The organism is Marinobacter alexandrii, assembly GCF_005871205.1.
Taxonomy (GTDB): domain Bacteria; phylum Pseudomonadota; class Gammaproteobacteria; order Pseudomonadales; family Oleiphilaceae; genus Marinobacter; species Marinobacter alexandrii.
This window is the reverse complement of the sequence record NZ_SWKM01000011.1, coordinates 1,431,156-1,443,632: the sequence shown is the minus strand read 5'-3', so window position 1 is coordinate 1,443,632 and position 12,477 is coordinate 1,431,156. Positions and strand designations below refer to the sequence as shown.

The following is a 12,477-nucleotide window of genomic DNA, read 5'->3' as shown; positions in this document are numbered from 1 at the left end:
CTCCAACAACAAGCGCGTGGGTAATCCGCTTTCGCTTCCCATTTGCCTCTTTGGCTTTGGCGATCTGCTCTGCGTCCAATGTCACCAATACGAGATCATTATCCATAGAGGTCCGTACACTCATAACAGCCAATTCAGCGACAAATGACATCTATCATATCGCACCTATTTCCAAACTCTGAGCTGGCCAAACTTCCTCTAAGGCCCTGAATTTTCGAATATCAGTGGCGGTCTCGGCCATCTATCTTTTCGGAAATAAACGCACTTTGTCCCAAAACCACGGAATTGGCCGTTCGCTTATTTCCAACAGCGCAATTGAACTATTCCATATTTTTCATGAGGTTGTAAGCGGCCAAATCGATCCTGGCGGTATTTTGCGACATTTGACGTTTATCCCCGCTGCTTATGGCCTCCACGAAGCGTAGCAGAGCAATTCCCGAACGCACTTTTCCTTCGCCAAAGCCCTACGGCAGGCCGCATTCCATTCCTGTTACAATATGCGCCACATTTTGAACACCGAACCTGTACACCAGAGTGATTCATGACTGAGAACACCCCGCTCCACAGCGCCAACAATTCATCCGCAGTGCAAGGCTTCCATAGCGAGAACTTCTCCCGCCGGTTCAGCGTTGCCCCGATGATGGATTGGACCACCAGCCATTTCCGCTACCTGGCCCGCCAGTTGAGCCGCCATGCGTTGCTCTACACAGAGATGGTAACTACCGGCGCGCTGATTCATGGCGATACCGAGCGATTTCTGCGCCATGAGCCGGCGGAGTATCCGCTGGCGCTGCAGCTGGGTGGCAGTGATGCGGGTGAGCTGGCGCACTGCGCGAAACTGGCAGAGCAGTTCGGGTTTGATGAAGTGAACCTGAATGTGGGCTGCCCCAGTGATCGGGTGCAGAACAACATGATTGGCGCCTGCCTGATGGGCCACCCGGACAAGGTGGCGGAAGGCGTACGGGCGATGATTGAGGCCACCAGCCTGCCGGTTACGGTGAAGCACCGCATTGGTATTGATGGTCGGGAATCCTGGGATGATCTGTGCGAGTTCATTGAGAAGGTTGCGGCGGCTGGCTGCCGGACGTTCATCGTGCACGCCCGCATTGCCATCCTTGAGGGCCTGAGCCCCAAGGAGAACCGCGATGTTCCGCCGCTGAAGTACGATTGGGTGTACGCTCTTAAGCAGAAGTACCCGCATCTTGAGATCATCATCAACGGCGGCATCAAAACCTTTGATGAGTGTAACGAGCACCTGCAGCACACCGATGGCGTAATGCTGGGCCGGGAGGCGTACAACAACCCCTGGCTGCTGGCCAGTGTGGACAGCACGTTCTTTGGCTCGCCGGAATCCCCCCTCACCCGCCATGACGCGCTGCGGGCCATGTACCCGTTCATCCAGAGTGAGCTGGAGCGCGGTGTGTACCTCACCCACATCTCGCGGCATCTGTTGGGCCTGTTCCACGGCCAGCCGGGCGGGCGTCAGTTCCGCCGCTACATCAGCGAGAATGCCCATAAGTCCGGTGCCGGGCTTGAGGTCATTCAGACCGCCCTGGAGAAAGTCCGGGAGCCGGAAGCGGCGGTTATTGCAGAAGCTTAATTGTCCTCAGGCCTTTGGTTGTCTTGTCCCTGTCAGACCAGCCCGTTATTGTAGGTGAATCACCCGCATCTGGGAGTCGGATGCCTCAATAACAGATCAATCGGGACGACAGCACGAATGACCAACAAGCTCGAACAACTGAAGACCATGACCACCGTGGTGGCCGACACCGGCGACATCGACGCCATTGCCCAATGGCGCCCACAAGATGCCACCACCAACCCTTCCCTGCTACTGAAAGCTGCCGCCTCAGACGCCTATCGCCCGATGCTGGATAAAGCCGTTGCCGATGCCCGTCGCCACGGTGGTTCCGATGCCGAACAGCTGACCGTTGCTACCGATACCCTGGCGGTGCTGGCCGGGCGGGAAATCCTGAACCTGATTCCCGGCGTGGTCTCCACCGAAGTAGATGCGCGTTTGTCGTTTGATACCGCCGGCACTCTTGAAAGGGCCCGTCGATTGGTGGATCTGTATGACAAGCAGGGCGTGGACACCAGCCGGGTGCTGATCAAGATTGCAGCCACCTGGGAAGGCATTCGTGCCGCCGAGCAGTTGGAAAAGGAAGGCATTCGCTGCAACCTGACTCTGTTGTTCTCGTTCATTCAGGCCGCTGCCTGTGCCCAGGCCGGTGCGTTCCTGATCTCACCGTTTGTCGGTCGGATTCTGGACTGGCACTTGGCCAACAGTGGCCGGGACAGCTATCCCGCGGCAGAAGATCCGGGCGTGCTATCGGTGTCCAGGATCTATAATTACTTCAAGGCCAATGACTACAACACCGTGGTGATGGGCGCGAGCTTCCGTAACACCGGCGAGATTGAGATGCTGGCAGGCTGCGACCGGCTGACCATCAGCCCGGCCCTGCTGCAGGAATTGCAGGACGACACCGCCCCGCTGACCCGCAAACTGTCGGCCGACGGCGTCAGCTCGCCGGATAAATTGGGCACGGTGAACGAGCGGTTGTTCCGCTGGGAATCCAACGAAGACGCCATGGCGACCGAGAAACTGGCCGATGGCATCCGCCGCTTCACCGCGGATCAGATTGAACTGGAACAGCGGGTACGCCAGTTGGCCAAAGCGGCCTGATTCACCGCTGTTCGCAACGTAACAGGAGTGCGACTGCCCTAACATGTTAGATCAACTGAAAAAGCTGTTTGCCGCACCGGCGTCGGAGAACCAGGAGCCGGACAACCATCAACTGGCGGTGGCGGCCACCGCCTTGATGGTGCAGCTCTCACGGGCGGACCACAACGAGGACGAGCGCGAGCTGCAAACCATTGTGGACTGTGCGGTAAAGGCGCATCAGGTGACCCGCGACGAGGCCGAGGCGATCCTTAAGGACGCCCTGGACCACGCCGACGATGCCACCTCCATGTACGAGTTTACCGGGCAGATTAACGAACACCTGGACCAGAATGCCAAGCAGTCGCTGCTGGAAAGCATCTGGCGTGTGGCCTTTGCCGATGGCCGTATCGACAAGTACGAAGAACACCTTATTCGCCGTATGGCGGACCTGCTGCATCTTAATCACCGGGAATACATGCAGGCGCGGCACAAGGCGGAGAATTCAGGATAATAAGTGCCGGGTGACGAGCGTGCCGGCTAACACAAGGAGACAGTATGCTAGCCATTCTTCATCCCAACACCGGGCTGGACAGCGAGGCCTACCGCCAGACCATGCACTACCTGGAAAACCTGCCCAATGTGTCGGTGCGGGTTCACGAGGTACAGGGCGCCAGCCAGCGGCTCACGGAAATCTACCTGCTGGGCGACACCAAGGGCCTGAACAAGGAAGAAATCGAGGCGCTGCCGGCGGTGGAGCGGGCAATCCGCATCTCGGACGATTACCGCATTCTGGGCCGCCACAAAGACGACCGGCGCCAGAGTGGCTTTACCTACAACGGGGTGGAGTTCAGCCAGTCCAACCTGAACGTGTTTGCCGGCCTGTGTGCGGTGGATGTGCCGGAGCACGTAGAAATGATGATGAAGGCGCTGGAGGACAACGGCGAGGTGTGCACCCGCATGGGCGCCTACAAACCACGCACCAACCCCTACTCGTTCCAGGGCCACGGCAAGGGCTGCCTGCCCTGGGTGTTTGAGAAGGCGGGCAAACATGGCATCAAGGTGATTGCCATGGAGATCACCCACGAGAGCCACATCGAGGAAATCGATACCTGCCTGGAACGCCTGGGCCGCCCGACCGGGGTGATGCTGCAGGTAGGAACCCGGAATACCCAGAATTTTGAGCTGCTGAAAGCGATTGGCCGCCAAAGCGAGTATCCGGTGTTGCTGAAGCGCGGCTTTGGCATCACCCTGAACGAATCCCTGAATGCCGCCGAGTACCTGGCCAGCGAAGGCAATGCCAACGTAATCTTCTGTCTGCGGGGTATGAAGACCGAGGCCGGCCAACCACACCGCAACATGGTCGATTTTGCCCATGTGCCGGCAGTGAAGCGGCTGACCCGGATGCCAGTGTGTGTCGACCCGTCCCACTCAGTGGGCAGCAGGGACCGCGCTCCGGACGGCATTCTGGATGTGATGCACGCCACCGCTCAGGGCGTGATTGCCGGTGCCAACATGGTGCTGGTGGACTTCCACCCGAAACCCGAACGGGCGCTGGTGGACGGGCCCCAAGCCCTGCTGATGAACGAACTACCGGCCTACCTGGAAGATATCCGGCTATGCCACGACACCTGGACCAAACGCCAGGCCATTTACCAACGCCTTCAAGGTGAAACACCAGAATGATTGTTTACGGTCACAGAGGCGCCAAAGGTGAGGCGCCTGAGAATACCTTGCCGGGATTTATCCATGCTTACCGCCATGGCATCCGGCATTTTGAATTGGACCTGGTGCTGTCCAAAGACGGTATACCCGTGCTGGTGCACGACCTGACGGTTACCCGTACCACCAGTCATACCGGCGATGTGGGCCACTACACGGCGGCTGAGCTGGCCGACATGGACGCCCGGCGCAACACCAGCTCCTGGCCCCGAAAGATTGGTATTCCCACCCTGGAAGACCTGCTGGACCAGTTTGACGATCTGGAACACTTGCAGTTGGAGGTTAAGAAAGACTCCCGGCAGCGCCTGAACATCCTGTGCAACCGCCTGACCGAGATCATTCAGCGTCGCGACCTGTACAAAACCACGACCATTACCTCGTCAGATACCTGGTTTCTGAAGGAAATCCGGCGGCGCAACAAGCACATTCAAATCGGATTGGTGGCGGAGCGGAAGTTCCCGCGGCCTCTGAACGTTGCCACGCGGCTTGGGTGCAGTTACCTGTGTCTGAACTGGAAGCTGTGCTCGAAAGAGCTGGTGGCAAACGCACATCGGCGCGAAATGCATGTATCCGTCTGGACGGTAAATCGCATTCACGACATGTTGCAGCTGGAGGAAATGGGGGTAAACAGTGTCATCACCGATTACCCGACCAGCACCCACATCTTTTTCGACAACCGGGCCAGGGCTCTGTTGTCCCTGCCCCAATCGCAATCCGAGCCGGTGCCGGGCACCGGCCAAGCGCTGTCTACCGGCGGCTGAGGCCGGATCAGAAGATCCGGTTCAGGCCGTTCAGGGCGGCTACCCGGTAGGCTTCCGCCATGGTCGGGTAGTTGAAGGTGGTGTTGATGAAGTAGTTAAGGGAATTGGCTTCCCCTTTCTGGTTCATGATTGCCTGCCCGATATGAACGATCTCGGCCGCCTGGTCCCCGAAGCAGTGAATGCCCAGAATCTCGCGGCTTTCACGGTGGAACAGGATCTTCAGCATGCCCACCGCATCGCCGGTGATCTGAGCGCGAGCCAGGTCTTTGAAGAAGGCCTGGCCGACTTCGTACGGCACCTTCGCTTCCGTCAGCTCACGCTCGGTTTTACCCACGGAACTGATCTCGGGAATGGTGTAGATACCCGTCGGCACATCCGAGACATAGCGGAAGTACTCATCCTTGACGATGTCAGACGACGCCGAACGGCCCTGGTCGTATGCGGCACTGGCCAGGCTCGGCCACCCGATGACGTCACCGGCGGCGTAGATATTCTCCACTTCGGTGCGGTAGTGCTCATCCACCGACAGCTGGCCACGGCCGTTCGGCACCAGGCCGACATTGTCGAGGTCCAGGGAATCGGTGTTGCCGGTACGGCCGTTACACCACAGGAACGCATCGGCGCGGATCTTCTTGCCGGAAACCAGCGACAGCACCACACCGTGGTCGTCGCCTTCCACTTTCTCGTACTGCTCGTTATGGCGGACCAGCACTCCGTTGTTACGCAGGTGATAACTGAGTGCGTCGGAGATCTCGTCGTCCAGGAACGACAGCAGACGGCTGGTCGGGTTGATCAGGTCTACCTTCACGCCCAGGCCGGCAAAAATCGAGGCGTACTCTGAACCGATAACACCGGCGCCGTAGATGATCAGCGTGCGCGGGGTGTGGGACAGGTTCAGGATGGTGTCCGAGTTGTAGATACGATGGTGACGGAAATCCACATCGGGCGGCAGGTACGGGCGTGAGCCGGTGGCGATGATCGCCTGCTTGAAGTGAATGTGTTCAACCGCCTTGCTGCCGCGGATTTCCAGCCGGTTCTTGTCAACGAACGAGGCACGGCCGTTGATCAGGTCTACCCGGTTGCGGGCGTAGAACTGGGTTCTCAGCTTGACCTGCTTACCGATGACCTTCTGGGCGTTCTGCAGCACGCGGGGAAAGGAGAACCAGCGCGGCTCGCCGATATCGCGGAACATCTGGTTGGTGTTGAACGTGATGATCTGCTTCACCGAATGACGCAGCGCCTTGGAGGGAATGGTCCCCCAGTGGGTGCAGTTACCGCCGACGGTGGCCTTGTCTTCGATGATCGCGACACGTTTACCGTGCTTCGTCGCATTCATCGCCGCGCCTTCACCGGAAGGCCCAGCGCCGATAACGACGACGTCGTAATGATGTTCTGCCATGCGCGCAGTGACTCCTTATCTACGTCGTGAAAATTAGGTCGTTATTATTGATGCCGTGTCAGTGCTTGTCGGCCTTGGTGGCGTCGTAGGTGAGGGCCTCGGCCTGCCCACTCTCCTGGGCCTGGCGCTCGTTCTCTTCCTCACACTTCTGGGTGTTGCCACCGCAGATATCGCAGGACTGGCTGATACCCAGTGCGCCAATGCCGCCACAGGTGCCGCTGATCGGCTTACGTCCGAGGATCACGCCGATGGACATGGCTGCAACAAGCAGAACCACGATGAACAAAACTAGAAGAAAGATACCCATGTTGCCCTCCCGTTATTGAGCGACATTACTGAGTGACGTAAGACGAAAAGGCCGGCGTCTGATGTGTTTCGAAGCCATTTTCCGTCCGAACTATAAAATAGGCCGGGATATTCTCCCGGGTCGCGAGGGCGTGCGCTTGTTCAAAGCCCATCACGTTAAAGCCTGTGGCCAGGGCATCCGCCGACATGCAGTCTTCGGCAATCACCGTTACCGAGGCCAGATTGTGCTGGATAGGACGCCCGGTTACCGGGTCTATGGTATGGGAAAACCGGCGCCCTTCCGATTCGTAATAGTTACGATAGTCGCCGGAGGTCGCCATAGCCCGGTTTTCCAGCGCGACGATGCGATTCACCTGACGGACCCCTGAGGTTGGTTCCTCAATCGCCAAGCGCCAGGCATCTCCCTCGGGTTTGCGCCCATTTACGCGGACTTCGCCACCAATCTCTACCAGATACGCCTGAATACCCTCACTGTCGAGGTATCGGGCAACGGCGTCAACCCCGTAGCCCTTGGCGATGGCGGAGAGGTCAATGTACTGGGGCTTCTCAGCACGCAGCGCCGGTGGCTGCCCGCGCAGCTCCAGCTTGTCATACCCCGTGACAGCCAGCAGCCTTGCCAGTTCCTGCTCGGACGGCACCTGTTCCGGGCGTGCCTTGGGGCCAAAACCCCAAAGGTTCACCACCGGGCCAATGGTGACGTCAAAAGCACCGCCAGTCAGCTCTGAAATCGCCTCAGCCCGCTGCAGCACTTCATACAACGGCGCTGACAGCGGCCTCCATTCGGACTGGTCCTCGGCCCGGTTCAGCTGCGACAACTCGGAATCCGCGCGCCAGGTGGACATGGATGCATCCACTTTTTCCAGCTCGCCCTCGATTCCGGCCGCCAGGGCTTCCAGCCGGGCCTGATCATCCGGCAGCACCACGTTGATGTGGTACTCGGTGCCGAACACCGGCCCGGAGATTTCCCAGACTTTTTCTTCTGGCTCAAACGAACAACCCGCCAGAGCGAGCCCGGCCAGCGCCAACATGGCGCCGACAAAACCCACCCTGACGGGTTGAAGCATGCGGGATGTCATTGGAGCTGATTAACCCCCGAAGTCATCCAGCATGATGTTTTCATCCTCAACACCCAGATCCTTCAACATCTTGATGCAGGATGCGTTCATGATGGGCGGCCCACACATGTAGAACTCACAGTCTTCCGGAGCCGGATGGTCCTTCAGGTACTTCTCATAGAGGACGTTATGGATAAAGCCGGTCTCGCCTTTCCAGTTGTCCTCTGGCAGTGCGTCGGACAGAGCCACGTGCCACTCGAAGTTCTCGTTCTCTTCCTGCAGCATGTCGAAGTCTTCCACGTAGAACATTTCGCGGACGCTTCGTGCACCGTACCAGAAGCTGATCTTACGCTTCGAGTTCAGACGCTTGAGCTGGTCGAAGATGTGCGAGCGCATCGGTGCCATGCCGGCACCACCACCGATGAATACCATTTCGGCATCGGTCTTCTTGGCGAAGAACTCACCGAACGGCCCCATGACGGTTACCTTGTCACCCGGCTTCATGTTGAACACGTAGCTCGACATGATGCCTGGGTTGTGGTCGGTTCCTGGAGGCGGAGTCGCGATCCGGATGTTGAACTTCAGGACGCCCTTCTCTTCCGGGTAGTTCGCCATGGAGTACGCACGAATGGTCTCTTCCTTGTTGATCGCCTTGTAGCGCCAGATGTTGTGCTTGTCCCAGTCTTCGTGGAACTCTTCCTCGATGTCGAAATCCTTGAAATCGATTTCGTACGGAGGGCACTCCAGCTGCACGTAGCCACCAGCACGGAAGTCTACTTCTTCACCTTCCGGAAGCTTCAGTACCAGTTCTTTGATGAAAGTGGCCACGTTGTGGTTGGACACCACTTCGCATTCCCACTTCTTCACGCCGAAGAATTCTTCAGGTACTTCGATCTTCATGTCCTGCTTCACCGGAACCTGGCAGGACAGGCGCCAGCCTTCCTTTTCTTCCCGGTTGGTGAAGTGGGTCTTCTCGGTCGGCAGCATGGCGCCGCCGCCTTCAAACACCTTACATTTGCACTGGGCACAGGTACCGCCGCCGCCGCATGCGGAGGACAGGAAGATACCCTGGTTTGCCAGGGTGCCCAGCAATTTCCCGCCCGCACCGGTCTTCATGGTGTGTTCGGGATCGTCGTTGATCTCAATTGTCACGTCACCGGTGCTTACCAGCCTGGAGCGGGCCGCAAGAATCACTGCGACCAGAGCCAGAACGATAACGGTGAACATGACCACGCCGAGAATAATTTCTGTATTCATGGTCTCGCCTTTTCGTTAAACCGAATCACCGGGTGAGTTACAGAGAGATGCCGGAGAAGGACATAAAGCCCAGGGACATCAGACCCACAGTGATGAAGGTGATACCCAGGCCGCGCAGGCCTTCCGGAACGTCACTGTACTTCAGCTTCTCGCGAATGCCGGCCAGCGCAATGATGGCCAGGGCCCAGCCCACGCCGGCACCGAATCCGTACACCACACTCTCACCGAAGGTGTAGTCCCGCTCTACCATGAACAGTGACGCACCCAGGATGGCGCAGTTCACTGTGATCAGTGGCAGGAACACACCAAGAGCCGCGTAGAGCGCTGGAATGTACTTGTCGAGCACCATTTCCATGATCTGTACGAGAGCCGCGATTACCCCAATGTACGTAAGCAAGCCCAAAAAGCTCAGATCTACGTTCGGCAGACCGGCCCAATCCAAGGCGCCTTCGCGCAGGATGCTGTTGTACAGCAGGTTGTTCACCGGAACGGTGACGGTCAGAACCACCACTACCGCGATACCCAGACCGGTAGCCGCCTCGATCTTCTTGGAGATCGCCAGGAAGGTACACATACCCAGGAAGAAAGCCAGAGCCATGTTCTCAACGAAAATAGCCTTAACAATCAGACTGATATAATGTTCCATCAGAAGGCCTCCTTGGCGGTGTGGCGAGACATCTTGTAATCCGCCTCTTCAACCTGCTCCGGCTTCCAGACCCGCAGGCCCCAGATTGCCAGGCCGATGATGAAGAACGCGCTCGGCGGCAGCAGCAACAGACCGTTCGGGATGTACCAGCCACCCTCGTTAACCGTCGGCAGCAGTGTTACGCCAAACAGTGAGCCCGCACCCAGCAGTTCCCTGAAGAACGCCACGAACAGCAGCAGCACGGAATAACCGAGACCGTTACCGATGCCGTCGAGGAAGCTCAGGTAGGGGCCATTCTTCATGGCGAAGCCTTCGGCACGACCCATCACGATGCAGTTGGTGATGATCAGACCGACGAATACCGACAGCTGCTTGCTGATCTCGTAGGCATAGGCCTTGAGGATCTGGTCCACCACGATTACCAGGGAGGCAATGATGGTCATCTGCACGATGATCCGGATGCTGGCCGGAATTTGAGCTCGAACCAGCGATACCGCCAGGTTAGAGAAAGCCGTTACCGCGATGACCGCCAGACACATGACGATGGTCACGTTCATGCTGGTGGTTACCGCCAACGCGGAGCAGATACCGAGGATCTGCAGCGCGATCGGGTTGTTGCTAAAAATCGGTTCGAAGAGAACCTGTTTGGCTGATGCATCTGCCATGATCAGACCTCCCCTTCACGCAGTTTTTGTAGGAATGGTGCGTAGCCGCGCTCGCTCATCCAGTAGTTAACCAGTTGCTCGACACCACGGCTGGTCAGAGTCGCGCCGGACAGGGCATCTACCTTGTGCTCTTTGTCAGCAGCATTGGCACTCACACCACCTTTAACCAGACGAATCTTCGGATCGGCGCGCTCGCCGTCGTAGACTTCCTTGCCCACCCACTGCTTTTTCCAGCGCGGGTTGTCGACTTCGCCGCCCAGGCCCGGGGTTTCAGCGTGCGCGTAGAACCCAAGCCCCTCTACGGTGTTCAGATCGCCTTCCAGGGAAATGAAGCCGTACAGGGTGGACCAGAGGCCATAACCGTGAATCGGCAGTACCACGCGGGTAACTTCGCCGTTCTCACTCATGGTGTAGACCTTGGCAACGTTCGGACGACGCTTGATACCTGCCTTGTCTTCAGACGCCGGGATGTTGGTAGACATCTGCGGGTCGGAAGCGGCTTTGTACATGTCGTACTTCATCGGGTCCTTCACACCGACGTCAGACGCGTCAACGAACTGACCGGTGTCCAGGTCAACCAGACGAACTTCGAACTGCTCAAACTGCGATTCGATTTCATCGGCGCTGGCGCCCTTCTCAAGAAGGCCGGCAGCGGACAGGATGTTAGTCTTGATGTCCAGGTTCTGGTTTTTAATCTGCGCTGGGCGGAGCATAACCGCGGCGCCAGATACCACCACGGAAAAGACAATACTCAGGACCAGAGCAACAATCAGCGTTCTGGAGACAGTTTCTTTAGCTTTAGCCACGTGCGAGCCTCCGTTTGATGTTGGCCTGAACCACATAGTGATCCATCAGCGGCGCAAACAGGTTTGCAAACAGGATGGCCAGCATGATGCCTTCCGGGAACGCCGGGTTAACTACCCGGATCAGCACGGTCATCACCCCGACCAGGATACCGAAGCTCCAGCGACCGGTGTCGGTCATGGCAGCAGATACCGGGTCGGTGGCCATGAACATCATACCGAAGGCGAAACCACCCATCACCAGGTGCCAATGTGCCGGAACGGCGAACATAGGATTAGTCTCGGAGCCGACTACGTTAAACAGCAGCGACGTGGCAATCATGCCAATCAGCACCCCCCCGACAATGCGGAAGTTTGCGATCTTCATAACCAGCAGGATGATACCGCCGATCAGCACGGCCAGCGTGGAAGTCTCACCCATGGAGCCCTGAATGGTACCCATGAATGCGCTCATCCAGCCAATCTGCGCTTCCAGTGCTTCCAGGCCACCGCTGGCCGCCCAGCTCAGGGCCGTAGCACCACTGAAACCGTCAACCGCGGTCCACACAGTGTCACCGGAGATTTGCGCCGGGTAGGCGAAGTACAGGAACGCACGACCGGTCAGAGCCGGGTTCAGGAAGTTCTTGCCAGTACCGCCGAACACTTCCTTACCGATGACCACACCGAAGGTGATACCCAGCGCCACCTGCCACAGCGGGATGGAAGGCGGGCAAATCAGTGCAAACAGTACCGAGGTAACGAAGAAGCCTTCGTTCACTTCGTGCCGACGAACCGTGGCGAACAGTACTTCCCAGAAACCGCCGACGATGAACGTCACCGCGTAGATGGGAATAAAGTAGGCCATGCCGTAGATGAAGTTATCCAGCCAACCTGCACCGGCACCGGTCGCGGCCAGCGCGTTGATGAAGGCCGTACGCATGCCGCCGTCGCCAACCATCGCATCCGGAGTGGTTGCGAGGTAGCTGTTGGCCTGGAAGCCGATGTTCCACATACCGAAGAACATCGCCGGAAAGGTACACATCCATACCGTGATCATGATGCGTTTGAGATCAACGCCGTCACGCACGTGGGCGGTGGTAGAGGTTACCTTGCCCGGTGTGTAGAAGATGGTATCGACGGCTTCGTACAGCGCATACCAGCGCTCGTACTTGCCACCTTTTTCAAAGTGATGCTCGATTCCATCGAGAAACTGTCTGATAGCCAT

At 57.9% G+C, this 12,477-nt stretch carries 13 protein-coding genes; 5 read left to right on the top strand and 8 right to left on the bottom strand.

Annotated features, from left to right (window positions below; translation table 11 throughout):
- Positions 1–541: 541 nt before the first annotated feature.
- The 5 genes from dusA (at position 542) to FCS96_RS07050 (ending at position 5,142) form a co-directional block, all read left to right on the top strand.
- Complete coding sequence (gene dusA / locus FCS96_RS07070) at positions 542–1,600, top strand: tRNA dihydrouridine(20/20a) synthase DusA (protein WP_138439569.1); 1,059 nt, start codon at positions 542–544, stop codon at positions 1,598–1,600.
- 117 nt (positions 1,601–1,717) lie between these two features.
- Positions 1,718–2,683 carry a transaldolase gene (tal, locus tag FCS96_RS07065; RefSeq protein WP_138439567.1) on the top strand — a complete coding sequence of 322 codons (966 nt, stop codon included), beginning with the start codon at positions 1,718–1,720 and terminating at the stop codon, positions 2,681–2,683.
- A 43-nt stretch (positions 2,684–2,726) separates the two neighbouring features.
- Complete coding sequence (locus FCS96_RS07060) at positions 2,727–3,173, top strand: tellurite resistance TerB family protein (RefSeq protein WP_138439565.1); 447 nt, start codon at positions 2,727–2,729, stop codon at positions 3,171–3,173.
- 44 nt (positions 3,174–3,217) lie between these two features.
- Positions 3,218–4,345, top strand: a complete 1,128-nt coding sequence (locus tag FCS96_RS07055) for a 3-deoxy-7-phosphoheptulonate synthase (protein WP_138439563.1) — start codon at positions 3,218–3,220, stop codon at positions 4,343–4,345.
- On the top strand, positions 4,342–5,142 hold the full coding sequence (locus tag FCS96_RS07050; protein WP_138439561.1) for a glycerophosphodiester phosphodiesterase: 801 nt from the start codon (positions 4,342–4,344) through the stop codon (positions 5,140–5,142). The genes FCS96_RS07055 and FCS96_RS07050 overlap by 4 nt, the downstream gene beginning before the upstream one ends.
- A 7-nt stretch (positions 5,143–5,149) precedes the next feature.
- On the opposite strand, the gene sthA is transcribed toward FCS96_RS07050, so the two are convergent.
- The 8 genes from sthA to FCS96_RS07010 are packed head-to-tail and all read right to left on the bottom strand — an operon-like array spanning position 5,150 to position 12,477.
- Positions 5,150–6,541, bottom strand: a complete 1,392-nt coding sequence (sthA, locus tag FCS96_RS07045; RefSeq protein WP_138439559.1) for a Si-specific NAD(P)(+) transhydrogenase — start codon at positions 6,539–6,541, stop codon at positions 5,150–5,152.
- A gap of 58 nt (positions 6,542–6,599) precedes the next feature.
- The gene (gene nqrM / locus FCS96_RS07040; RefSeq protein ID WP_138439557.1) at positions 6,600–6,848 is read right to left on the bottom strand and encodes a (Na+)-NQR maturation NqrM; all 249 of its coding nucleotides are present in this window, start codon (positions 6,846–6,848) and stop codon (positions 6,600–6,602) included.
- Positions 6,849–6,873: 25 nt separating this feature from the next.
- Positions 6,874–7,923 (bottom strand): FAD:protein FMN transferase, encoded by a 1,050-nt coding sequence (locus FCS96_RS07035; protein ID WP_138439555.1) that lies wholly within the window; start codon positions 7,921–7,923, stop codon positions 6,874–6,876.
- 9 nt (positions 7,924–7,932) lie between these two features.
- Entirely contained in the window at positions 7,933–9,159 is a 1,227-nt protein-coding gene (gene nqrF / locus FCS96_RS07030; protein ID WP_138439553.1) for an NADH:ubiquinone reductase (Na(+)-transporting) subunit F, read from the bottom strand.
- A 37-nt stretch (positions 9,160–9,196) separates the two neighbouring features.
- Entirely contained in the window at positions 9,197–9,805 is a 609-nt protein-coding gene (gene nqrE / locus FCS96_RS07025; RefSeq protein WP_138439551.1) for an NADH:ubiquinone reductase (Na(+)-transporting) subunit E, read from the bottom strand.
- Positions 9,805–10,470 carry an NADH:ubiquinone reductase (Na(+)-transporting) subunit D gene (locus tag FCS96_RS07020; RefSeq protein WP_138439549.1) on the bottom strand — a complete coding sequence of 222 codons (666 nt, stop codon included), beginning with the start codon at positions 10,468–10,470 and terminating at the stop codon, positions 9,805–9,807. The genes nqrE and FCS96_RS07020 overlap by 1 nt, the downstream gene beginning before the upstream one ends.
- A gap of 2 nt (positions 10,471–10,472) precedes the next feature.
- Positions 10,473–11,276: a Na(+)-translocating NADH-quinone reductase subunit C gene (locus FCS96_RS07015; RefSeq protein WP_138439547.1), complete on the bottom strand. Its 804-nt coding sequence runs from the start codon at positions 11,274–11,276 to the stop codon at positions 10,473–10,475.
- Positions 11,269–12,477 carry an NADH:ubiquinone reductase (Na(+)-transporting) subunit B gene (locus FCS96_RS07010; RefSeq protein WP_138439545.1) on the bottom strand — a complete coding sequence of 403 codons (1,209 nt, stop codon included), beginning with the start codon at positions 12,475–12,477 and terminating at the stop codon, positions 11,269–11,271. Before FCS96_RS07010 ends, FCS96_RS07015 begins: the two co-directional genes overlap by 8 nt.